The following is a 20,454-nucleotide window of genomic DNA, read 5'->3' as shown; positions in this document are numbered from 1 at the left end:
CGCAGGCGCGGCACTTCAGACGTCCATCCCCCAGGCGATAGTGCCGACAACCTGCACATCCGGGACATCGCTTCATGACCAAATCCTCTCAGATTTGGTCCGGTTTGCTTAGGAATTACCTTGTTCTATCAGTTGCTTCGGCCGGCACCGGTCATCGGCGCAACGTTCCCGGCCGATCCGGCTCTGGACCGCGAAGTCAGCCTCAATACCTATACCGAAGCGGTCAATCGCAGCACGATCTTCTCCGGGACGGTCGACTGGTTTACCGACGTCGCTGATATCAAGCTGATCGGCTCCTGGCAGCGCGCCGAAGTCCCGGAGCTTCACGCGGACTTCGACAACACCGCGAGGCCCGGCGCCGAGGCCCATGCCGGTGGCGGACCCGCACGGCAGGTCTACAACCAGACGACGGCTGAGCTGCAGTTGCTGTCCAACCAGAGCTCTCCTGGCGCGGAGCACTTCTCCTGGGTTGCGGGTCTGTTCTTCCTCCAGTCGGACGGCGGCCTGATTCCAGTGACGTTCAAGGTTGCTGCCAATGCGCTCGGCGCGCTGGTGCCCGGCGTCGGCGACAGCCTGCGCGACACCCTGGACGCTCTGCTCGTCGGCCTCGGCTTGCCCGCGATCGGCGCCGACGGGGTGGAACTCGCAAACTCCGGTGGCCTCGACAACACCTCGTACTCTGCCTACGCCCAGGGCACCTGGTACATGACCGAGACGCTGGATCTGACCGCAGGAACGCGCTACCAGTACGAAGAGCGCGATCTGGTCGATACCTATACCGCATACGTCGCCGGTGACGGGCGACTGATTCCGCTGCCGGTGCCCTTCGCGGACACCCGGGCGGCCACTCAAAATCCCCCACTTCTGGCCGGGTCAAACTCCTCCACCTGTCGCCAGAGCGAATTGAGCCTCTAGGGGTCGGCAAGCGCGACCGCTAACGGATGGTGCGCGGGGGACAACTGATTGGCGTGCTGCATCCGTTGCAGTAGATGCTTGGGGCGCGGCGTTTGCGGCCTGCTGTACCTGCTGATCAGCGGCGCAGTTCTTTGCGGGTCTTGGCCACCATCGATTCGGCTGTCGTTCCCAACTGTTCCGACAAGGCGAACACGGTGCCAAGCGTGGGTTGGCGAATGCCGCGCTCGAGCAATGAGACATAGGTGCGATCGATGTCGCACGCGAAGCTGAGAGCTTCCTGTGATAAGCCGGCGTCGGCGCGGGCGGCCCGGAGGACCGCGCCGAAGGCGATCGCGATGGGATTGCGTTTCTCGGACGTGCGCGCCATCGGGCGGACATTGCCGGCACGACGACTATTGATCTACGGACTATAGTCTGAGACCCTATATGAATATCCGGGGCCTCCGGCGTGGCAGGCAGGCATCAATGCCCAGTTCTGTTTCGCCATGCGGGCCGCCGGTCTCTCGATGCATCAGCGGACAGTCCGAATCCACGAGAGAAGTACGACGCGGTGCGTGCTTCGTGAACATTGACAGGACTGAGGAAGACGCGTGTGTTTCCGACTGGTGTACGGGGACTTTGAGTTCCATCTACCCCTTCCGTTCGAGGGGCATATCGAGGAACGTCTGCTCGGGATCGTCAGCCAGACCGAGCCGCCGCAGGCTGCCGAGCGCGGCCGCAATGACTTGGCGCGGCGCATCGTGGATGTCGTCACGGCGATCCTCGAAGGGGAACTGCTGCCGCCTACGGCGAGGCAGCTCAAGTACGCCGTCGCCATTGCCCGAGAGCTTTCGCTGGAGCTGCCCGCCGAGGTGATCCAGTACCGCGAGGCGATGGCGGTGTTTCTGGGCACCTATGCCGAGCAGTACCGCCGTCGCAAGGGCTACCTCAAGAGCATCGCAAGGTCCGAGTCCGCCGATCCCGCTGCGCGCCAAGGGGATCTGTCGTGATCCGCGGATTGCTCATCGGTCCTTTTTCGGGCTCCGCCTTGGAAGGCTACATCGCGCGGGACGAAGTCATCCCGCAGGCGGAGTCCTGCCCCGACAAGCAGTACCCGGAGGTCACCTGGGATCAGTACGGGATCATTCCGACCAACGAAGTCGCCGTCGTTGGGCGCTGCGGAGCGGTGAAGTTCCTCGCGACGGCGCCGTCCAACCTGGTGATGCCGGCCATGGCCGATCGGATCTTCGGAACGGATGTTGCCGACCTACAGCTGGGGCATGCGCTTGCCGACCAGCTCTGGGAACACCACGGCGCCGAGCTGATCGCCGAGGCCCTGCGTGTACGGGGTCAGGCCGGCGCATGACCGGTGCATCCACAGCGACCGGCCGATTCCGCCGACTCCTGGTGTTTCGCCGCCGCGGCGCCGCCACGCAGGTGCTGCGCATCCTCGAAGACACGGAGGGTTGGTACTACGTGGTCAATCTGGCCGGGACGCCGGACTTCGGTCCCTACCTGCCGGCGGAGATCGCCAGCGCGTTCGATGTCGAGGCGGAACCTTGCGCGATGCGCGACCTCTAGCACCCTCCATCCGAGGATGCGCCGAGAAGCTGTGGATCCTTACGTGACCTGGAGCATACCGATGGCCGCCATTGAACACCTGTCCGCCAGTACGAAAGCAGCGCTCCGCAAGGGCCGCGCGATTCCGATGCTCATCGAGCATCACCCACCGGAGATGCCGGACCATGCGCTGACCGTCATTGGCCTGCTTGACACGCTCAGCTTCGAAGGCGCGTTCATCCCGGACGATTTCTCCGGCGGCGGACTCGTCCGCATGGCGCTGCCGGATTGTCCGGTCGATCTGTTCGACATCAAGACCGACAGCGCCGACGCCAAGGCGGTCCATGAGCTCTGGACGAAATGGCACGGCGGGGCCTGCGAGCGATACCTTGGCTTTGTCCGGGCGGTTGCTGTGAGCTTGTCGCTCGTACAGCTCAATCAAGTGCTGGAGTCGGCCACACCGGTCGAGTCGCCAGCGGGAAAATCGCCGAAACAGGGCGCGCGCTCAAAGCCGGCGGGCGCGAAGCGCCGCGCAACGAAAGGCAAGCGCTCCGGGGCAGCAGCCGATCGCAGACCGCGTGTCGTAGAAAAGCAGCGCAAGCGGCGTTCGGCATGAGCCAACACGCGCCGCCGCACGCCGGCGATGTCTACGCCCATTCCGAGCAGAACCACGCCAAGCTTGCGGCGCGGTATCCAGACCAGTTCTCGGGCGAGAACATCGGCCTGAGCTGGCCCGATGGATGGCACCGGATCGTCGCGAACGTCTGTGCGTACGCGCACGAGCATCAGTTCCCGGTCCAGTGGCACCAGATCAAGGAGAAGTTCGGCTGCCTGCGCATGTACTACCGCGGCGGCCCGCTTCGGATGGAAATCGAGCGGTTCGGACAGGTGTCGTCCGTGGAGGTGAAGGGCAAACGCGCTCGGGTCATGGCGGGGTTCCACGATCAGGTCCAGGCGGCCGAGAGCAAGTCCCTCAAGACCTGCTGCCGGTGTGGTACGTCGGACGCCGCGAGCGCGGTCAGTCGGCGGCCCTTCAATGGCTGGTGGCTGACGTCGTGCGATGCCTGCGCAGTCGTGATTCAGGCGTACTGCGATCTGTCGCCGCGTCAGAGGTGATGCATGCCGCCATCGTCCGTTGGCAGATTGGTGGCCGTGATCTTTGACGCCTTTGGCACACTGGTTCAGATCGGCGCCTGGCGCAGTCCCTATCGGCAACTCCAGCGGCTCATGGCGAGCCATGGTCGTCCACCACGGCAGGACGACGTCTACACGATGCTGACCACCGACGTCGGGCTGGCCGGATTTGCGGCAGCGGTGGGTGTGGACATTCTTGGCGAGGCGTTTGCGAAGATCGAGCTGGATCTCTATACCGAGTTGTCGACCGTTCAGCTGTTCGACGATGCGCTCCCGGCCATCGCGGCATTGCGCCAAGCCGGACTGAAGGTCGGTGTGTGCTCGAATCTGGCGGCGCCCTATGCGATTCCCGTCCGGCTGTTGCTCCCGGACCTCGATTCGTACTCCTGGAGCTTCGAGGTCGGCGCAGTGAAACCCGATCCGAGAATCTACGAACACGCGCTGTCGACGCTCGGCGTGGACGCCGGTAGGACTCTGTTCGTTGGGGACACCCCGGAAGCCGACGTGCGGGGGCCCGAGCGGATCGGAATGCGTGCATGCCTGCTGGATCGCCAGGGGGAGCACGGAGGGTCGCCGGCTCTCTGCACGCTCGGGGACTTGCGTGAGATTGGAGCTCTAACCAACCGGTGAGCGCACGGGAAGTCGCGGTGGCTACGCGGCTCGCCATGACGGCGGTTCGCCGTTCGATGTCCGGCGAACCGCCGCCATCAGCTCATCACTTCCTGACGTTGCCGCCGCACATGCCCTCGCCGCAGCGCCCGTCCATCATGTGCATGCCGCCGCAGTGGCCCTCGTACGGTTGCGCTGCGTAGCTCGCGGCGTGGTCCGCTGCCGCCACCATGTAGCCGCTGCCAACGTCGGTCGCCTGTAACACGGATGCTTGGGCGTTCGCGCCGCCAAGCGCACAGGCCGCGCCCAGCGCAACCGCAAGGGGGCACTTCGAAAATGTGCTCATGATCGTCTCCTAACATGTCGGTGACACTCTGTCGATGAATCGGCATTGCGGCGCGCGAGCGCCGCGTCGAACGCGAGGGGCGCAGCCGGGATCGCCGGTGCGGACATCGAGGCGACCGTGACCATGCGGGCTGACGACGGCAGCACGCTGGCCACCAGCCGGACCCGCCTGTCTGTCGAAGGGTTGATCGGCACGCTGGCGCTCGACTATCGCTTCGGCGCTGTGGAAACCGACGCGCCCTGATTGGCCGCGACGTGGATCGCGACCGGCTCTGCGAAACCTTTCAGGATCAGCCTCTCGGGCAACGCTCGGAACTGCACCGCCAGATCGGGATCGGTTCGGTGCGCGTGGCGCACGACGGCGTCCGTGGCGACGATTCCGCCGGGCGGCGCCAGCTTGAGGATGCGCGCCGCCGTGTTGATGCTGGGCCCGATGAAGGACACGCCGCGCCGCTCGCGGCTACCGACGTAGCCGACGACCAACGGCCCGGAATCGAGCGCGAGCCGCGCGTTCGGCAGTTCCGGAACCTGGCGGCGCCGCGCGGCGAGCGCCGCGCGCAGGTCGAAGGCGGCTGGCAAGGCTTCTCCGGGCCCGCCGAAGTAGAGCATGGCGCCATCGCCTTCGAAGTCGTGCACATCGCCGCAGTGTTCCACGGCGACATCGACGACCACCTCCATGAATGCCTGCACCAGCGACAACACGTGTTCTGGAGGGTGCGCGAACAGCAGCTCGGTGGAATTGACCATGTCCACGAACAGGACCGCCATCTCGCGCCGCAGCGGCAGCTTCTCGCCGGCGAGAAACGCGCTCTCCGCGATGAGCCCCGTCCCGCTCGCGGCGGTTGCGGGCTTGCCCAGCGCGGCGACGTCGATCCAGCGCGGTATCGCCCGGTGCCCGTCGAGGCTGACGGCCCTCAGCGGAAAGCCGCCCGCTTGCCAGGCGGGCAGCCCGCCCTCCAGCACCGACACCCGGCGATAGCCCGCTTGTGACAGCCACCGGGCGACGCGCGTGCTCGATGCCTGGCCGGAGCACAGGCAGTAAGCCAGAATGTCGGTCTCGCGCGGCAGGTCCGGGATGCGGACGATGGCCTCGTCCAGGAGAATCGGCACGGCGCCGGCGATGCCCAAGGGACTCCGGGCCAGCGCCGCGCCGCGGCGGACGTCGAGCAGCAGCAGCGGCTCAGGCGCGTCCAGCCGACGCTTGAGTTCCGCTGCAGTCAGGCGCCGCGCACCGATGGGAGCACTCTCCGCGGTCATCGACGGTCTTCCGTCCGCAGGGCCTGGATCGTGATCAGCTTCCCGAGCTTGGTGCGACGCAGTTCGCTGGTGCGCTCGACCCTCAGCGTCGGTCGCCTGGCGCCGAGCTTCTCCAGTTCGTTGCCGATTCGTTGCAGGAACTCGGTTTTCTTGAATTCAGCGTGCGGGCGTAGCACCAGGAAGGTGATGGCATCCTTGCGTTCCTGCACTACCTGCCAGCCATCGATCGGCAGCAGAACCATGTGGTCGAAGAACAAGTCCGGTTCAATCCTCACCGGCTCGCCCGACGCACCATCGAGGAAGATCACCTGCTCCTCGCGACCTTCGATTTCCTCGATGAGCTGGAACGTGCGGCCGCACGGGCAAGGCTCCGACGCCAGCTTGAGGTGGTCGCTGAGTTCATAGCGGATCAGCGGGAGCGTGTAGTTCCACAGAACGGTCGCCAGCACCTTCTTGCCAAACGTACCCGGGGGCACGGGGCGGTTGTCTTCGTCGACGACTTCGAGGATCACCACGTCTTCGTAGACGTGCAGTCCGCGGTGTTCCTGACACTCGGAGGCGGCGACTGCGGTCTCGGTCGAGCCGTAGGCGTCGAATGGCTCGATTCCCCAGGCCGCTTCGATCTGTTCGCGAGCTTCCTTCTTGAGGGTCTCGGCGGTCGTGGTGACGGTCCGCGGTGCGATCCGCAGTCTGCCTGCCAGCTGCTCCTGGGCGAGCAGCTGAATGTTGCCCGCAAAACCGCCCAGCACGTGCGGCTGAAAGTCATTGAGCTTCTGCACCAGCTGTGGAAGCGGTTCGGTGGTATCGAGAGGCAACGTCTTTACCAGGGGCAACCTGATGAATACAGCGCCACCGGCCACATGCCACGGCAGGAGCGACTGCACGATCGCCAGCCGTGGCCGCTCCCGCAGGGAGAACGGCATCCCGGCCCAGCGCGTCGTGCGGCTGGTCATGGCGAAGATGCGCAAGAGTTCCTTTTCGCTGTAAACCGTGACGCCCTTGACCCCCGTCGTGCCGCCCGTCGCGTAGGCGTAGTGCGTGCCCTGGTAGGGCTCGAAACCCTGCACGCGCTCAAGAAAGCGTTGAACGTCCTCGAGACGCAGGGAGCGGTCGGTGACGATCTCGTCCCACGACTGCATCAGTTCTTTCTTGGTCAGGACCGGCAGTTCGTGAAGCGGTCGTCGTTCCAGCCCCTTGTGAAATCGCTGGTAGAAGGGCGAGTGGGCGTAGGCATGCTGCCGCAAGCGCACGAGCTCGCGATCCTGATGCGCTCGAATCCGATCGCGGCTCCACGTCTCGGCCCGGCGCAACGGGAGAACCTGGAGAATCAGCGCAAGAAGCCGCGGCAGGTTGAGGCGGTAGACGGGCGGCTCGCTTTGGCTCATCGCTGTTGCCTCCTCTTACGTTGACGGCACCTGCGCTACGTCCGTGCCGCGTAGAGCGACACGGTTCCCAGCGGCGTGGACAGGCGCCAGGTCTCAGACACATCGACGAAGCCGGCTTCGGCGATCAATGCCGGCATGCGCCCAGCGACGTTGTCGGCGGTCGTTTCGAAGCCGTCCAGCAACTGCACGAGAAAGAACGCGGCCCGCATGAGTGGGTTCGAGGCCCCGCCCCAGTCGGCGATATGCAGGCGGCCGCCCGGCTTCAACACACGGTGGACTTCGCGCAGGGTCGCGAGCTTCGCGGTGCGTGTCAGATGGTGGAAGAACAGGCTCGACATGACGACATCGAACGCACCATCGGGATAGGGCAGCTCGTGCGATAGCGCGCGGTCGAAGCTCAGGCCGACGCCGGCCTGCCCGGCCTTGCGCCGGGCCTGCCCGAGAATCCCCTCATCGCCATCAACCCCGACGATGTCCGCAGCGGGTGTTTTCTGCTTAGCCGCGATGGTCAGGGTGGCGCTGCCACAAGCCAGGTCCAGCGCGCGCTCACCCGGCTGCAGCCGCACCTGCTCGATCAGAGCGGCCTTGACTGCGCGCTCCCGTGTGGTCCAGCGGACAACCGGATCGTAGAGCGGTGTAAGCCAGCGATAGCCAAGAGCCGGAATGTAGCGGCCGCCGGCCTCGGCCAGCGGGCTATCGGGGCGCGTCATCGCCGTGCCGCGCCTCCTGCGCCATTTCGAGAATCTCCATGCCGCCCTTCGCCGCGACCGCCGCCGTTACGACACCGATCACCAGATCCGGGATCGGCGACCCCAACACCATCACGAGCAAGCCCGAGGCGACGATGCCGAGGTTCACCAGCGTGTCGTTGCTGGTGAAGATCCAGGAGGCGTCGAAGTGCACGCCCTGACCCCTGTGTGCGCGCAACAGGCGCAGGCACACGAGATTCAAGCCTGCATTGATCGCAGCGGCGGCCATCATCGCGGGTCCGATTGGCTCGGCCCCGGCGAAGAACCGGCGCAGCACCTCGATGACAAGCAGCAGGCTCAGGAGAATCAGGATTGCGCCGCTCACACGCGCGGCCCGCGCCTTGCGCGCGGCGCTGCCGCCGACCGCGAAGAGGCTGAGGCCGTAAACGCCTGCATCCGCCAGATTGTCAACGGCTGCGCCGATGAGACCCGCCGATGATGCCAGGACGCCGACGACTCCTCCGCCCAGCGACTGCGCGAGATTGATCGCGAGCACGGTTCGCAGCGTCTTGCGGTCCACGCCTTCGGTAGCGCGGCAAGCGTCCGTGCACTCCAGTTCATCCGGCTTCACCGAATGATCTCCGCCAGGCGCCAAGAGCAAGGCCATAAAGCTCGCATGAACTCTTTCCTTTGACTAAGGTAGTCGCCATTGGACACCCTGAAGTGGCTTCAGGGTCAAGGAGGCTGCAATGCAGATCGGCCAACTCGGACGAGCGTTGGGCGTGCCGGTGGAAACCATCCGCTACTACGAGCGCGAAGGGCTTCTACCCCGCGCTGAGCGCTCGACATCGAACTATCGGGTCTATGGAGAGGCGCACGCCGATCGCCTGCGCTTCATCGTCAATTGCCGAGCGCTGGACATGACGCTCGACGAGGTCCGTTCCTTGCTCGACTACCACGACGCGCCAAGCAAGGACTGCACCCGGGTCAATGAACTCCTGGACGAACACATCGCGCAGGTGGCAACGCGCATCGCAGAGCTGCACCGGCTGGAAGGGCAGCTGCAGCGGCTGCGCAAAGCCTGTCGCCGCGGGAAGGCGTCTGGACACTGCGGGATTCTGCGCTCCTTGCGCCAGCGTCCTGCAGCGCCGAAGTAGTCGCGCCGCATGGCCTTGAACGTTCCGGACGCGTGTGCAGAATCGGCGAAGCCAGCCGGAAGCAGGGTGTCGATCGAAGCGGACACACCTCATCTTCGGCTGCCTGGCTGCGCGTGATCGTCCGGGCCACCAATGGGTAGCACCTGTTCGACCGAGCTGACGTAGATGTAGCCGGAGATTCCGCTGCCGACGCGCGCGTTAGCGCGAATGATGGAAGCGACGGAATCCACCTCGTCATCCTTGCAGACGAGCGACAACCGCACTTCCGAAATCACCAGCGCGCCGCCCTCGGTGGAATAGTCGCGCTCGGCCTCGGTGATCGGCTTGAGCATGCCCTTTACGTCGTGCAGCGTGATGCTGCGGTAGCCGGCGTCGGCCAGCGCCTGGATCACGTCCGGCGCGCGCACGTGGTGGATGAACGCCTTGATCAGTTTCATGCGATGGACTCCTCGGTTGCGGCGGCGGCCTGTGAAGACGGCCGCCAGGCCATGCGGTACAGGCCGGGCAGGACCAGCAGCGTTAGCAGCGTCGACGACAGGATGCCGCCGATCACCACGGTGGCCAGCGGGCGCTGCACCTCGGCGCCGGTGCTGGTGTTGAGCGCCATCGGCAGGAAGCCGAGCGCGGCGACCAGCGCGACCATCAGGATCGGCCGCAGGCGCAGCAGCGCGCCGTCGCGGATCGCCTGCTCGATGTCCGCGCCGCGGGCGAGCTGGTCGCGGATGGCAGACACCAGCACCACGCCGGTCAGCACGGCCACGCCGGAGAGCGTGATGAAGCCGACGCCGGCGGTGATCGACAGCGGAATGCCGCGGATCAGCAGCGCGATGACGCCGCCGGTCAGCGCCAGCGGTACGCCGCTGAACACCAGCAGCGCGTCGCGCACCGAGCCGAAGGTCATCAGCAGCAGGCCGAAGATCGTCGCCAGCGTGATCGGTACCAGCAGCGTCAGGCGCTCGCTGGCCGACTGCAGCTGCTCGAAGGTGCCGCCGTAGTCGAGCCAGTAGCCGGGCGGCAGCTTCACCTGCTGCTCGATCTTCTGCTGCACCTCGGCGACGAAGCCGCCCAGGTCGCGGCCACGCACGTTGGCGGACACGACCAGACGGCGCTTTCCGTTCTCGCGGCTGATCTGGTTCGGGCCCGGCGCCAGCGCCAGATCCGCAACTTCGCCCAGCGGCACGTAGCCGCCGCCTTCGCCGTCGCTCAGCGGCACCGGCAGGCGCTCCAGCGCCAGCAGATCGTTGCGCAGGTGCTCGGGCAGACGCACGACCACCGCGAAGCGCTGATCGCCCTCGAACACCTGGCCCGCCTCTTCGCCGCCGGCGGCGGCGGCCAGCACGTCCTGCACGTCAGCCACGTTGAGGCCGTAGCGATACAACGCGGCGCGCCGCGGTTCGACCGACAGCACCGGCAGGCCGGCCACCTGCTCGACCTTGACGCCCTCGGCGCCGGGGATCGTGTTGAGCAGCGCGGCGATGGCGTTGCCCGACTTGAGCAACTGGTCGAGGTCGTCGCCATAGAGCTTGATGCCCAGGTCCGAACGCACACCGGAGATCAGCTCGTTGAAGCGCAGCTGGATCGGCTGGCTGATCTCGTAGGCGTTGCCGGGCACCTGCTCCAGCTTCTCCTCCAGCTCTTCGAGCAGCTGCGCCTTGGGCTTGTCCGGGTCCGGCCAGTCCTTGCGTTCCTTGAGCATCACGTAGCCGTCGGAGATGTTCGGCGGCATCGGATCGGTGGCGACCTCGGCGGTGCCGACGCGCGCGAAGTAGGTTTTCACCTCCGGCATCTCCTTGATCGCGCGCTCGATCTGGAACTGCATCTCCAGCGACTGCGTCAGGCTGGTGCCGGGGATGCGCAACGCCTGCACCGCGATGTCGCCCTCGTCGAGGCTGGGGATGAACTCGGCGCCCATGCGCGAGGCGAGCCAGCCGCAGAGCACGACGAACACGACCGCGCCGGCGAGAAAGGCCCCGCGCAGCCGCAGCGCCGTGTCCAGCACCGGCGCGTAGAGGCGCTTGGCGTGGCGCACGACGAAGTTGTCCTTCTCCTCGATGCGGCCGCGCAGGAACAGCGCGACCGCCGCTGGCACGAACGTCAGCGACAGCACCACCGCCGCGAGCAGCGCCATGATCACCGCTAGCGCCATCGGCCGGAACATCTTCCCCTCGACGCCGGTGAGCGCCAGGATCGGCAGGTTGACCAGGATCACGACGAGCACGCTGACCAGGCTGGGCGTGAACACCTCGCGCGTGGCGGAGAACGCCGTTTGCAGCCGCTCTTCGAGCGTCAGCAGGCGGCCGGCGTGATGCTGGCGCTCGGCCAGCCGCAGGATGCAGTTCTCGACGATGATCACCGCGCCGTCGACGATCAGGCCGAAGTCCAGCGCCCCCAGGCTCATCAGGTTGGCGCTGACCCCGGTCTCGACCATGCCGGTCATCAGCATCAGCATCGACAGCGGGATCACCATCGCCGTCAGCAGCGCGGCGCGCACGTTGCCGAGCATCAGCAGCAGCACGGCGATGACCAGGATCGCGCCCTCGAGCAGGTTCTTCTGCACGGTGGCGATGGTCTTCTCGACCAGCACGGTCCGGTCGTAGACCGGATCGGCGGTGACGCCCTCGGGCAGGGTCTTGTCGATCTCGGCCAGCTTGGCCGACACCGCGCGCGACACCGTGCGGCTGTTCTCGCCGATCAGCATCACCGCGGTGCCGAGCACCGTCTCTTCGCCGTCGCGCGTCGCCGCGCCGGTGCGCAGCTGCTTGCCGAACGCGACTTCGGCCACGTCCTGCACCGTGATCGGCACACCGCCGCGATGCGCGACGATGATCCGCTCGATCGCCGCGATGTCCGACACCTGGCCCGGCGACCGGATCAGGTACTGCTCGCCGTTGCGCTCGATGTAGCCGGCGCCGACATTGGCGTTGTTCTTGTCCAGCGCCGCGACGATGTCGTCGAAGGACAGGCCGTAGGCGAGCAGGCGCGCCGGGTCGGGCGTGACGTGGAACTGCTTCTCGTAGCCGCCGATCGTGTTGACTTCGGTCACGCCGGGCACCAAGCGCAGCTGCGGGCGGATCACCCAGTCCTGCAGCGTGCGCAGCGCAGTGGCATCCCAGGGACGTCCGTCGGCCTGGCGCGCGTCCTTGTCGGCGTGCACGGTGTACAGGTAGATCTCGCCCAGGCCGGTGGCGATCGGCCCCATCTGCGGCTCGATGCCCGACGGCAGCTGGCTCTTGGCCTGCTGCAGGCGCTCGTTGATCAGGTTGCGCGCCCAGTAGATGTCGGTGCCGTCCTTGAAGATCACCGTCACCTGCGACAGCCCGTAGCGCGACAGCGAGCGCGTGTACTCCAGGTTCGGCAAGCCGGCGACGGCGACCTCGACCAGGTAGGTGATGCGCTGTTCGACCTCCAGCGGCGAATAGCCCGGCGCCGAGGTGTTGATCTGCACCTGGACGTTGGTGATGTCCGGCACGGCGTCGATCGGCAGGCGCAGATAGTTCCAGGCGCCGAGCCCGCCGACCGCGAGCACCAGGAACAGCACAACCCAGCGGCGGGCGATGGAAAAACGCAGCAATGCGTCGATCATGGTCGTCTCCGCTTCAGTCTTCGTGCTCGGCTTCGCCCTTGCCGAGCTCTGCCTTGAGGATGAAGCTGTTCCGGGCGACGTAGCGCGCCCCCGGCTCCAGCCCCGACAGGACTTCGGCGTGCTCGCCGTCGTTGCGGCCCAGACCGACGGCACGCGGTACGAAGCCCTCCTCGGTCTGCACGAAGACGACGCTGCGCCCGTCCAGCGTCTGCAGCGCCTCGCCGCGGATCGCCAGCGGCACGCTGGATTCGTCGAGCAGCACCGCCGCGCTTACGTACAGCCCCGGCGCCCAGCGCCGGTCCGGGTTGTCGAGCAGCACGCGCGCGGTCAGCGTCTGGCTCTCGGCGCGGCCGAAGGGGACGATGTAGATCACTTTGCCTTCGGCGCTTTCGCCGGTGTCCGGATTGGCGAAGCGCACGCGCTGGCCGATGCGGACCTTGCCGGCGTCGCGCGGGAACAGCGACAGCTCGACCCAGACCGTCGACAGATCGGCGACCGTGAACAGCGGCTTGTCGCCGGTCTGCTCGCCGGGGTTGGTGTTGCGCGCGGTGACGACGCCGGACAGCGGCGCGGTGACGGCGTAGGTCTGCAGACTCTCGTCGGCCTCGACCGTCGCCAGCGTCTCGCCCTGGCGGACCTCATCGCCGACGCGCTTGGCGACGCTGCGCACCGCGCCGGCATAGCGCGCCGCGACCTCGCGCGTGCGCTCGGCGTTGGGCACGATGACGCCGTAGAGTGGCAGCGTCTGATGAATCTGCGCCGGACCGGCGTCGGCCAGTTCCAGGCCGGCGGCGGAGATCTGCTCGGCGCTGAGCCGGATCGGCCCGTTGCCTTCCTCGTGTTCACCTTCGGCGTGTTCGGCATCGGGTTTGGCCATGCTCGCCTCGGCGGTCGCCGGCGATTCGCCGCCGCCGCAGGCGCCGAGCATGAGCGCGAGCGCGAGCGCCAGGATCATGAGTCTGCTGTTCATTCGGAGTTCCTCAATCGTTCGTTTGCTGCTCACGGCGCGGGCGCCGACAGCGGGCTGCGGGTCAGGCGCTCGATCTCCGCGCGCAACAGGTGCGCGGACGCGGCGGCCTCGATCAATGCCGCTTGCACGGCCAGGTATTCGCGCTGGGCGTCGACCAGCTCCAGATAGCTGTAGCGCCCACGCGTGTAGGCGTACTCGGTCTCCTGCAACGCCTCGGCGGCGCGTGGACGGATGTCATCGGCCAGCGTGCCGGCCTCGGCGATGGCGCGCGTGAGCTGGCGGTGCAGCTCGTAGAGCGTGGCCTGGGCGCGCACCTCGGCGGCGCGCCGCTGGGCATCCACACGTCCGCGATTCGCCTGCGCCTCGGCGATCGTGCCGTCGGCACGTCGGCCGCTGAACAGCGGCAGCGACAACGAAGCGACAAACGCCTGGTCATCCGAGCTTTCGAAACGGCGCAGGCCGGCCGCCAGCGTCAGGTCCGGCCGGCGCAAGGTCGTCGCCAGGCGCAGCTCGGCGTCGCGCAGCCGCGCGTCCGAGGCAAAGCGCAGAAAGTCGGGATTGGCGGCCAGCCGTCCGACCAGCGCGTCGAAGTCGTCCGCTGCCGGCAGCGCGAACAGCTCGGCGCGGACTGCGCCGAATGCACGTCCGTCGACGACCGGCTGCGAAGAACCCCACATGGCGGCGAGCTGTTTGCGCGCGGTGTCGAGGTCGGCCGTAGCCGCCTGTTCGTCCAGCCGGTAGCGATCGAGCGCGATGTGCGCGCGGTCCAGCTCTGCGTGCGGCGACTTGGCGGCGTCGACGCGGCGCTGCGAGGCTTCGACCGTGCGTTCACCCAGCGCCGTGGCCGAGCGCGCCAGCGCCAGGCGCTCCTGCGCGCGCGCCACGGCAATGAAACGGCGCGTGACTTCGGCCAGCACGTCGAGCTGCGCGGCCTGGCGTTCGGTTTCGACGGCGCCGCTGCCGGCGCGGGCTGCGTCCAGCCGCGCGCCGCGCTTGCCGCCCAGTTCCAGCACCTGCGACAGCGCCAGCGTGGTTTCGGCGGCGTCGAAGGCGCGCGTTTCGCCGGAGCCGGCGAAGTTCTCGGCTTCGATCGACAGCTCCGGCGCCGGGCGCAGGCCGGCCTGCTGCTCGCGCGCCTGCGCGGCGCGCAGCTCAAAGGCGAATGCGCTCAGTTCGGGATTGTCGGCGAGCGCCGCGGCGATCGCTTCGCGCAGCGTCAGCCCGTCGGGGGCAGCCGCACCGGCCGCAGCGGACGTGAGCAGCGCCGCGGCCATGAAACACGCGCGACCTGTGCGTGCGGTGAAAACTTCCATCGTGTCCTCCCATCGCCATCGCCGCCGCGGAACGGGCGGCGTGGCAGGCGAGCCGCTGGCCCGAGCGGGCGTCAAGCGGCAGGAAACCTCAGTGCGTCAGAGGGAGGAGAACGGAGGCGGTCCGCGCAGCGGCGGACGCAGGTAGAGGGCCGCAGCGGTCGCTGAGCGGGGTTCGGTGAACTGCGGCCGCTCACGCGGCGCCCGCAGCAGGACCAATCCGATCAGCGTGGCCAGCAGTACCGGCGGCAGATCGAGATCGAGCGTCAACAGCTTGGCGAGGACTTCCCCGAGCACGCCGACATCGGTGTCCTGGTGCGGCGCCGCCGCCTGCGGCTCGTCCTGATGCAGATCGACTTCGAAGGCGTGGAAGCTCACCGCCGGCTCGCTGCCGTCGAAGCACAGGTGCAGATGGGCACCACCCGCGCGCGAACTCAGCAGCACGGCGCAGAACAGCGCCAGCAGCCAAGGACCGATCGCGGAATCGCGGAGCATGGGGATTAGTCTAGCAGGCATGCCGGAAGTTCCAGTCAGCCCAGGCGGAGCTTTCGTTGCGGAGATCCGCGCCATTCCGGCGAAAGACGCCGAATGAACAGGCTGCCGACGACTTGTACGGCGATCAGAGTCAGGTGGGTTGCGGACAGCAACCAGGCTGGAATCGGCGCCCAGGGCGGCACGCAGAGGACGGTCGCGGACATCACCTCGGCGAAGCTGATGTGGCGCTTCATTACGCGGTGGTGCAGAAGATGCAGAGCCTGCACGATCAGCAGCGCGGTGTAGGTGTATTCAGGTGCAAGCATGCGATTCTCCGGCGCGGACCGCGCCCGACGCAGTTCGCGCGTGGGGCGAGTTGATTCATCAGTGACGCCATTGCACACCCTGTAGTAACTTCAGGGTCAAGCACCGAGAGCCCCATGCCCAGGACCTACCGCATCGGCGACCTCGCACAGGCTCTGGCCGTGTCGGTCGAAACCATTCGTTACTACGAACGCGAGAGCTTGTTGCCACCGCCAGCACGCAGTGAAGGTAACTACCGCCTGTACGACCAAGCGCAGCGCCAGCATCTGCAGTTCGTGCTGCATTGTCGGGCCTTGGACATGACGCATGACGAAATCCGCCGGCTGCTCAAACTGCGCGAAGCGCCGGAGCTCGAATGCGCGGAGGTCAACGCGCTGCTGGACGAGCACATCGGGCACGTGACTGCGCGTATCCGGGCTCTCCGCGCGTTGCAGTCGGAGCTCAGGACAATCCGCAACCAATGCGCCAACCCGCGCGCCACGAAGGATTGCGGGATTCTCCATGAGCTGGCCGGTTCGCCGGCGCCGACTTCACGCAACGCGGCGGCACTCGCCGTCCATGACCGACCCCGGCGCGGCAGATGAATGCAGAGGCCGCCGTCCTGCGCGCGTGGCGCGCCTAGGTTGCCGGGGCGCCTGTATAGCCGCGAAGCAGTTCCTCTTCCGTGAGGTTCTTCGTGAAGATGTGGATGCGGAACTTCTGGTTGCCGTGGATGATCACGTAGTCGCCGATTCTCTTATCGATCAGGTCAGTCAGCGCATCGACGATCCCCGAGAAGGCGGGGTGCTTTCGGAGCATCGGCACGTGAGTCCGATAACCGCCCATCGCCCGATCGCGGAAGTCCTGACTGCCCAGCCCGTCGGCCTCATGCACCATGGCCAGGAATGCAGCCGCGCTATCGAGCGTCGGATTGCTGGTCAACGCGTGAAACACACCATCGTCGAATGCTCGGCGCAACGGCGGATCATAGGGGCCAAGCGAGACACCAAACCGCACGATCGGCGTCGTCTGGAAGAGCCACTCGCGCAATCCGACCAGTTCTCTCATCAACGCGACGGCGTCGTCCTGTGACAACGCCTTGGATCCGATCGTGCGCCAGAACGGATGACCGTGGAACGCACGAAAGCCTGGCAGGATGCTGTCGACGCGTCCTACGGTGCATGTCTCAGTCCCGTCGTCCTTCGGGCACATCGTGCCGGCGTCGTAACGATCCCAGATTCGTGGGCGCTCGATCTTCGCATCCGTCACCACGCTTTCAGGATACAGCCGGCACTCCCAGTCGGTGAGACTCAGGCCGGTCGCAGCATGTACCCAGCGCCAGCACGCCCGTGCACGCAGCGCATCGGCCGCGTCGAGCTTGGGGCGGCCGCGACCCTTTTGAGCTGACTTGGTCATCGGAAGTCGGGAAATTCGGAATAACTCGACGGTTGGAACCAAGTGTCACACAACGAAAAATGCGTGACATGAGGACCACGTCCGCCACGGCAGCATCTGACGATGCCTGCCTGCTCGAACTCCAGCAAGCGCACGGCCCGCTGATGACGGGCAAAGCGTTGTGGCGTGCGCTGGGTTTTCAGAGCGGCGCAGCCTTTCGCCAAGCCGCGCGCCGCGGGCGGCTGCCCGTGGCAACGTTCCGGCTTCCACATCGGCGGGGCCGGTTCGCAAAAACTGAATGCGTGGCCCAGTGGCTTGCCGCAGTGATGCAGCCTGCCGAATACGCCGTTCCACATCAGGCGATACCGACAGGAGGGAAGAGGAAGTAAGGGGACCTGCACAAACGACTCGGCCCACGTTTCTGAGGACGTGGGCCGAGAAGTGAACCGCGAATGCAACGTCGAGTGACGCCCGACCAAGACATTTTCGTAGTGCCCGTTCCCGAAGTCAACACGCCAGCCCGCCGTTGGGCTGGCGCGGGTTTGTGCGTCCCGACGTACTGGGAGCTGCGGAGTGAATGTCTTGAAGAAGAATCTGAGAATCACCATCGAAACGCTTCTCGCGCGCGGCGAAACGCAGCGGGAGATCCATCGTCGCACCGGGGTAGATCGGAAGACGATTCGAAAGTATGCGCAGATGGTCGCGCAGGAAGGAACAAGCGTGGGGGGCTCAACTTCCTCCACCCTGGCCACCGATGTAGACGCAAAGTCCTCCACCCCGGCCGCCGGAGTCGTAGCGGGCGGCGACGCGGGCCCCGCCGACGAAGGGTCGGCTGACAGCCGTCAAAATCCTCCGCCCCGGCCACCGGCGACGCCGTCTCTTTGCGAGCCTCATCGCGCGTTCATCGAAGCGAAGGTCAAGCTCGGCGTCAACGCAACGTCTATCTACCAGGACCTGGTGGATCTCTTCGGTTTCGCTGGCGCCTACAACTCGGTCAAGCGATTCGTGGGGCGACTGCGAACCACCGATCCGCAGCGGTTCGATGTCCTCGAGTTCGATCCGGGCGAAGAAGCCCAGGTCGACTACGGGCAAGGGGCTCCGACCACGAAGCCCAACGGCAAGCAAGGCCGTCCTTACCTCTTCGTGATGACGCTGAAGTATTCGGCGAAAAGCTTCCGCAAGACCGTGTGGAAAACGTCTCAGGAGGTCTGGTGCCGGCTTCACGAAGAAGCCTTTCGCTCGTTCGGCGGCGCCCCCAAGTATGTCGTCCTCGACAACCTCAAGGAAGGTGTCATCACGCCCGACATCTACGACCCGGTTCTGAACCCGCTCTACGCAGCGATGCTGAAGCACTACGGGGCCGTCGCCGATCCCTGCCGCGTTCGCGACCCCGATCGAAAGGGCACAGTCGAAAACGCCGTGCAGCACACGCAGGACACGGGACTTAAAGGGCGCACGTTCGAGTCCATAGAGAAGCAGAACGAGCACCTGGCCGACTGGGAAGAACGCTGGGCGGCCAGGCGCATCCACGGTCGCAAGAAGCGCCAGGTGATGGAAATGTTTCTCGAGGAGAAACCGTTTCTCCAGGCGTTGCCGGTCGAGCCGTATCGCTACTTCCGCGACGAGGTGCGGACCGTCGACGACTCTGGACTCGTTCAGGTGGATGGCTCGTTCTATGCCGCAGTTCCGGCGCGACTGCACTCCGAAGTCAAGGTGCGGATCTACGAAACCACAGTCGAGATTCAGTCGATGACGGGAGAGATCCTTCGCCGCCACTCCAAGTCGAAGCGCAAAGGCTCGATCGTCATGGATCCAGAAGACCGCATCTTCAATCCGAGCCGCGAGACAACCCGCCTGCTGGCGAAGCTCGCGAAGGTCGGACCGTCCACACGCGCCTTGGGCTACACAGCCTTCACCACACTCGGCCGTCCGGGGCACAAGCTGCTCTACGCACTGGCCAGTCTGCCGCGCCATTTCCGCAGCGCCGATATCGAAGCCGTCGCGGCAGAGGCGCTGAAGAACGGCACTTTCTCGTTCCGAGTCATCAAGGGCGCCCTCGAAGCGCGGCATGCACAGGCGCCGCAGGAGCCCGCGTTGCTGCAGGCCGGAGATGGGATTCGGCCCGTCAGCGAATACCAAACCTTCTTCGATACGCACTCGAAGAGCAACAAGGAGTAACACGAATGTCCATGTCCGTCCCCGAACTGGAAAAGGCCCTGCGCAGTCTCAGGCTGTCAGGAATGGTGGCAACCCTTCAGGCACGCGCGCTGCAGGTGGCGAGCCACGAAATGAGCTTTATAGAGGCATTGTCTGCGCTGGTTCAGGACGAACTGGACCGTCGACGGTCTCGCCTTCTTGACCGGCGATTCGCTACGTCAGGGCTGCCTCAAAAAGCCACTCTGCAGATGCTCGACTGGAGCTTCAACCCGCGACTCCCCAAGCGCGACATCCTTGAGCTCGGCGCGCTGAAGTTCATCGACTCCAGGGAGGATGTGCTGCTGCTCGGACAGCCCGGTACGGGCAAGAGCCATGTCGCGAAGTCACTGGCTCTCCTGGCGGTCGACCGCGGGTACAAAGTGATGTACCGCGAGGCGCATGTGCTGCTTGAGGAGATCCATGAGGCGCGCCAGCTTGGGCACCTCGCACGCTACCGGGCACAGATCGCCGGCGCGTCGTTGCTCATCATCGACGACCTCTTCCTGCGGCGTCTTCCCTCAGGTTCGGCCGACGAACTGGCCGACGTCTTGATGAGCCGTTACGAGAGGGCCAGCACGATCATCACGTCGAACCGCCCGATCGATGACTGGGCGGAACTGCTGGGCGATGCGGTCATCGTCACTCCTCTCTTAGACCGCCTGATGCACCACGGCCATCTGCTCAGATTCGAGGGCAAGAGCTGGCGGCTGAAGGAAGCCTCCGAGCGGGCGGCACGCTCGACGGCAGGGGCCGGCTAACCGTGGAGGAATTTGAAGTGGCCACGAGTGGAGGAAGTTAAGGTGGCCAACCGGGGACACGCCGACCCTCAAGCCGAGCCTGCTGTCGGGACGCGTTGCGCTGCAGTGGCGCCCCTTCTCGGATAGCTCGCAGCTCTACGCTTCATGGGCAAGGGGTTACAAGAATCCCACCTACAACACCGTCAACCTGGTCGGTAACGTATTCGGCACGATGGTGCCGGTGAAGGAAGAGCGCGTCGATACCTACGAGCTGGGGTTCAAGGGTGATCTGTTCGGCGGCAATCTGCAGCTTAACGCCGCGGGCTTCTACACCCGTAAGCTTCCCCGTCAAGGCGACAGTTCAAAAGTAGAGTTCCTGGCGGCTTGAGAATACTCGACTGGCGTCATGTCGCCGAGCGAGTCATGGGGTCGGTCTTCGTTGTATTCGAGCATCCA

26 protein-coding genes and 1 pseudogene are annotated in these 20,454 nt (G+C 66.0%); 13 read left to right on the top strand and 14 right to left on the bottom strand.

The features are described 5' to 3' along the window. The first annotated feature begins 120 nt into the window (after positions 1-120). Complete coding sequence (locus tag ABSH63_RS15285; protein WP_352890917.1) at positions 121-915, top strand: TonB-dependent receptor domain-containing protein; 795 nt, start codon at positions 121-123, stop codon at positions 913-915. A 115-nt stretch (positions 916-1,030) separates the two neighbouring features. Here ABSH63_RS15285 and ABSH63_RS15280 read toward each other — a convergent pair whose 3' ends face one another. Continuing rightward, positions 1,031-1,282, bottom strand: a complete 252-nt coding sequence (locus ABSH63_RS15280; protein ID WP_352890916.1) for a helix-turn-helix domain-containing protein — start codon at positions 1,280-1,282, stop codon at positions 1,031-1,033. Positions 1,283-1,505: 223 nt separating this feature from the next. Between ABSH63_RS15280 and ABSH63_RS15275 the strand changes: the two genes are divergently transcribed. The 6 genes from ABSH63_RS15275 to ABSH63_RS15250 all read left to right on the top strand — a co-directional run bounded on the left by ABSH63_RS15275 (position 1,506) and on the right by ABSH63_RS15250 (position 4,218). Next, positions 1,506-1,904, top strand: a complete 399-nt coding sequence (locus ABSH63_RS15275; RefSeq protein ID WP_352890914.1) for a hypothetical protein — start codon at positions 1,506-1,508, stop codon at positions 1,902-1,904. Positions 1,905-1,942: 38 nt separating this feature from the next. After that, positions 1,943-2,260 carry a hypothetical protein gene (locus ABSH63_RS15270; RefSeq protein WP_352890912.1) on the top strand — a complete coding sequence of 106 codons (318 nt, stop codon included), beginning with the start codon at positions 1,943-1,945 and terminating at the stop codon, positions 2,258-2,260. A 41-nt stretch (positions 2,261-2,301) separates the two neighbouring features. Continuing rightward, a complete protein-coding gene (locus tag ABSH63_RS15265; protein ID WP_352890910.1) occupies positions 2,302-2,475 on the top strand; it encodes a hypothetical protein in 174 nt (57 codons plus the stop codon). 61 nt (positions 2,476-2,536) lie between these two features. Then, positions 2,537-3,070: a hypothetical protein gene (locus tag ABSH63_RS15260; RefSeq protein ID WP_352890908.1), complete on the top strand. Its 534-nt coding sequence runs from the start codon at positions 2,537-2,539 to the stop codon at positions 3,068-3,070. After that, positions 3,067-3,570, top strand: a complete 504-nt coding sequence (locus ABSH63_RS15255; RefSeq protein ID WP_352890906.1) for a hypothetical protein — start codon at positions 3,067-3,069, stop codon at positions 3,568-3,570. Before ABSH63_RS15260 ends, ABSH63_RS15255 begins: the two co-directional genes overlap by 4 nt. Before the next feature lie 36 nt (positions 3,571-3,606). Further along, positions 3,607-4,218, top strand: a complete 612-nt coding sequence (locus tag ABSH63_RS15250) for an HAD family hydrolase (RefSeq protein WP_352890905.1) — start codon at positions 3,607-3,609, stop codon at positions 4,216-4,218. Between the two features lie 85 nt (positions 4,219-4,303). Here the strand turns inward: ABSH63_RS15250 and ABSH63_RS15245 are convergent, their stop codons facing one another. Further along, a complete protein-coding gene (locus ABSH63_RS15245; protein ID WP_352890903.1) occupies positions 4,304-4,543 on the bottom strand; it encodes a hypothetical protein in 240 nt (79 codons plus the stop codon). Between the two features lie 45 nt (positions 4,544-4,588). Here ABSH63_RS15245 and ABSH63_RS15240 point away from each other — a divergent pair, with 45 nt between their 5' ends. Further along, positions 4,589-4,786, top strand: coding sequence for a hypothetical protein (locus tag ABSH63_RS15240; protein WP_352890902.1), 198 nt, complete (start codon positions 4,589-4,591; stop codon positions 4,784-4,786). Here ABSH63_RS15240 and ABSH63_RS15235 read toward each other — a convergent pair. The 4 genes from ABSH63_RS15235 to ABSH63_RS15220 are packed head-to-tail and all read right to left on the bottom strand — an operon-like array spanning position 4,750 to position 8,540. After that, positions 4,750-5,799: a rhodanese-like domain-containing protein gene (locus ABSH63_RS15235; protein ID WP_352890900.1), complete on the bottom strand. Its 1,050-nt coding sequence runs from the start codon at positions 5,797-5,799 to the stop codon at positions 4,750-4,752. The two genes, ABSH63_RS15240 and ABSH63_RS15235, sit on opposite strands and share 37 nt — an antisense overlap. Next, positions 5,796-7,184, bottom strand: a complete 1,389-nt coding sequence (locus tag ABSH63_RS15230; protein WP_352890898.1) for a phenylacetate--CoA ligase family protein — start codon at positions 7,182-7,184, stop codon at positions 5,796-5,798. The genes ABSH63_RS15235 and ABSH63_RS15230 overlap by 4 nt, the downstream gene beginning before the upstream one ends. A gap of 35 nt (positions 7,185-7,219) precedes the next feature. Further along, on the bottom strand, positions 7,220-7,894 hold the full coding sequence (locus tag ABSH63_RS15225) for a class I SAM-dependent methyltransferase (RefSeq protein WP_352890896.1): 675 nt from the start codon (positions 7,892-7,894) through the stop codon (positions 7,220-7,222). Further along, positions 7,878-8,540, bottom strand: coding sequence for a cation efflux transmembrane domain-containing protein (locus ABSH63_RS15220; RefSeq protein WP_434223284.1), 663 nt, complete (start codon positions 8,538-8,540; stop codon positions 7,878-7,880). The genes ABSH63_RS15225 and ABSH63_RS15220 overlap by 17 nt, the downstream gene beginning before the upstream one ends. Positions 8,541-8,622: 82 nt before the next feature. Between ABSH63_RS15220 and cadR (ABSH63_RS15215) the strand changes: the two genes are divergently transcribed. Continuing rightward, on the top strand, positions 8,623-9,030 hold the full coding sequence (cadR, locus tag ABSH63_RS15215; RefSeq protein WP_352890893.1) for a Cd(II)/Pb(II)-responsive transcriptional regulator: 408 nt from the start codon (positions 8,623-8,625) through the stop codon (positions 9,028-9,030). Between the two features lie 89 nt (positions 9,031-9,119). On the opposite strand, the gene ABSH63_RS15210 is transcribed toward cadR (ABSH63_RS15215), so the two are convergent. The 6 genes from ABSH63_RS15210 to ABSH63_RS15185 all read right to left on the bottom strand — a co-directional run bounded on the left by ABSH63_RS15210 (position 9,120) and on the right by ABSH63_RS15185 (position 15,693). Then, positions 9,120-9,467: a P-II family nitrogen regulator gene (locus ABSH63_RS15210; RefSeq protein WP_352890891.1), complete on the bottom strand. Its 348-nt coding sequence runs from the start codon at positions 9,465-9,467 to the stop codon at positions 9,120-9,122. Continuing rightward, positions 9,464-12,613, bottom strand: a complete 3,150-nt coding sequence (locus ABSH63_RS15205; protein WP_352890890.1) for an efflux RND transporter permease subunit — start codon at positions 12,611-12,613, stop codon at positions 9,464-9,466. The genes ABSH63_RS15210 and ABSH63_RS15205 overlap by 4 nt, the downstream gene beginning before the upstream one ends. A gap of 13 nt (positions 12,614-12,626) precedes the next feature. Next, positions 12,627-13,583 carry an efflux RND transporter periplasmic adaptor subunit gene (locus tag ABSH63_RS15200; protein ID WP_352890888.1) on the bottom strand — a complete coding sequence of 319 codons (957 nt, stop codon included), beginning with the start codon at positions 13,581-13,583 and terminating at the stop codon, positions 12,627-12,629. A gap of 29 nt (positions 13,584-13,612) precedes the next feature. Then, positions 13,613-14,896: a TolC family protein gene (locus tag ABSH63_RS15195; protein WP_352890887.1), complete on the bottom strand. Its 1,284-nt coding sequence runs from the start codon at positions 14,894-14,896 to the stop codon at positions 13,613-13,615. A gap of 96 nt (positions 14,897-14,992) precedes the next feature. Next, entirely contained in the window at positions 14,993-15,388 is a 396-nt protein-coding gene (locus ABSH63_RS15190) for a hypothetical protein (RefSeq protein ID WP_352890885.1), read from the bottom strand. A gap of 35 nt (positions 15,389-15,423) precedes the next feature. Continuing rightward, positions 15,424-15,693, bottom strand: coding sequence for a hypothetical protein (locus ABSH63_RS15185; protein WP_352890884.1), 270 nt, complete (start codon positions 15,691-15,693; stop codon positions 15,424-15,426). A gap of 114 nt (positions 15,694-15,807) precedes the next feature. On the opposite strand from ABSH63_RS15185, the gene cadR (ABSH63_RS15180) reads away from it, so the two are divergent. Then, positions 15,808-16,275, top strand: a complete 468-nt coding sequence (gene cadR, locus ABSH63_RS15180; RefSeq protein ID WP_352890882.1) for a Cd(II)/Pb(II)-responsive transcriptional regulator — start codon at positions 15,808-15,810, stop codon at positions 16,273-16,275. A 34-nt stretch (positions 16,276-16,309) separates the two neighbouring features. Here the strand turns inward: cadR (ABSH63_RS15180) and ABSH63_RS15175 are convergent, their stop codons facing one another. Beyond that, a complete protein-coding gene (locus tag ABSH63_RS15175) occupies positions 16,310-17,086 on the bottom strand; it encodes a hypothetical protein (RefSeq protein WP_352890880.1) in 777 nt (258 codons plus the stop codon). A 552-nt stretch (positions 17,087-17,638) separates the two neighbouring features. On the opposite strand from ABSH63_RS15175, the gene istA reads away from it, so the two are divergent. From istA to ABSH63_RS15160, 3 genes and pseudogenes are all read left to right on the top strand, one after another. Beyond that, positions 17,639-19,243, top strand: a complete 1,605-nt coding sequence (istA, locus tag ABSH63_RS15170; RefSeq protein WP_352890879.1) for an IS21 family transposase — start codon at positions 17,639-17,641, stop codon at positions 19,241-19,243. Between the two features lie 5 nt (positions 19,244-19,248). Further along, positions 19,249-20,019: an IS21-like element helper ATPase IstB gene (gene istB, locus ABSH63_RS15165; RefSeq protein ID WP_352890878.1), complete on the top strand. Its 771-nt coding sequence runs from the start codon at positions 19,249-19,251 to the stop codon at positions 20,017-20,019. Positions 20,020-20,089: 70 nt separating this feature from the next. Continuing rightward, positions 20,090-20,386: pseudogene (locus tag ABSH63_RS15160) on the top strand (TonB-dependent receptor domain-containing protein); the annotation flags it as partial. On the opposite strand, the gene ABSH63_RS15155 reads toward ABSH63_RS15160, so the two are convergent. After that, positions 20,347-20,454 (bottom strand): integrase core domain-containing protein (locus ABSH63_RS15155; RefSeq protein ID WP_352888226.1); only part of this gene is annotated, 108 nt, incomplete at its 5' end. The pseudogene ABSH63_RS15160 and the gene ABSH63_RS15155 overlap by 40 nt on opposite strands.

Origin of the sequence: Sinimarinibacterium thermocellulolyticum (assembly GCF_040327995.1) — a bacterium.
Lineage (GTDB): Bacteria > Pseudomonadota > Gammaproteobacteria > Nevskiales > Nevskiaceae > Solimonas > Solimonas thermocellulolyticum.
The sequence above is the reverse complement of the archived record's forward strand: the minus strand, read 5'-3'. Positions and strand labels throughout refer to the sequence as shown.

Excerpts from the sequence above, each read along its gene's own strand:
- ABSH63_RS15280 (WP_352890916.1), bottom strand. The coding sequence starts at position 1,282 with ATGGCGCGCACGTCCGAGAAACGCAATCCCATCGCGATCGCCTTCGGC.
- ABSH63_RS15230 (WP_352890898.1), bottom strand. The coding sequence starts at position 7,184 with ATGAGCCAAAGCGAGCCGCCCGTCTACCGCCTCAACCTGCCGCGGCTT.
- ABSH63_RS15195 (WP_352890887.1), bottom strand. The coding sequence starts at position 14,896 with ATGGAAGTTTTCACCGCACGCACAGGTCGCGCGTGTTTCATGGCCGCG.
- ABSH63_RS15245 (WP_352890903.1), bottom strand. The coding sequence starts at position 4,543 with ATGAGCACATTTTCGAAGTGCCCCCTTGCGGTTGCGCTGGGCGCGGCC.
- cadR (WP_352890882.1), top strand. The coding sequence starts at position 15,808 with ATGCCCAGGACCTACCGCATCGGCGACCTCGCACAGGCTCTGGCCGTG.
- ABSH63_RS15220 (WP_434223284.1), bottom strand. The coding sequence starts at position 8,540 with ATGGCCTTGCTCTTGGCGCCTGGCGGAGATCATTCGGTGAAGCCGGAT.
- ABSH63_RS15190 (WP_352890885.1), bottom strand. The coding sequence starts at position 15,388 with ATGCTCCGCGATTCCGCGATCGGTCCTTGGCTGCTGGCGCTGTTCTGC.
- ABSH63_RS15175 (WP_352890880.1), bottom strand. The coding sequence starts at position 17,086 with ATGACCAAGTCAGCTCAAAAGGGTCGCGGCCGCCCCAAGCTCGACGCG.
- istB (WP_352890878.1), top strand. The coding sequence starts at position 19,249 with ATGTCCATGTCCGTCCCCGAACTGGAAAAGGCCCTGCGCAGTCTCAGG.
- ABSH63_RS15205 (WP_352890890.1), bottom strand. The coding sequence starts at position 12,613 with ATGATCGACGCATTGCTGCGTTTTTCCATCGCCCGCCGCTGGGTTGTG.
- ABSH63_RS15255 (WP_352890906.1), top strand. The coding sequence starts at position 3,067 with ATGAGCCAACACGCGCCGCCGCACGCCGGCGATGTCTACGCCCATTCC.
- ABSH63_RS15235 (WP_352890900.1), bottom strand. The coding sequence starts at position 5,799 with ATGACCGCGGAGAGTGCTCCCATCGGTGCGCGGCGCCTGACTGCAGCG.
- ABSH63_RS15225 (WP_352890896.1), bottom strand. The coding sequence starts at position 7,894 with ATGACGCGCCCCGATAGCCCGCTGGCCGAGGCCGGCGGCCGCTACATT.
- ABSH63_RS15210 (WP_352890891.1), bottom strand. The coding sequence starts at position 9,467 with ATGAAACTGATCAAGGCGTTCATCCACCACGTGCGCGCGCCGGACGTG.
- ABSH63_RS15260 (WP_352890908.1), top strand. The coding sequence starts at position 2,537 with ATGGCCGCCATTGAACACCTGTCCGCCAGTACGAAAGCAGCGCTCCGC.
- cadR (WP_352890893.1), top strand. The coding sequence starts at position 8,623 with ATGCAGATCGGCCAACTCGGACGAGCGTTGGGCGTGCCGGTGGAAACC.
- ABSH63_RS15200 (WP_352890888.1), bottom strand. The coding sequence starts at position 13,583 with ATGAACAGCAGACTCATGATCCTGGCGCTCGCGCTCGCGCTCATGCTC.
- ABSH63_RS15185 (WP_352890884.1), bottom strand. The coding sequence starts at position 15,693 with ATGCTTGCACCTGAATACACCTACACCGCGCTGCTGATCGTGCAGGCT.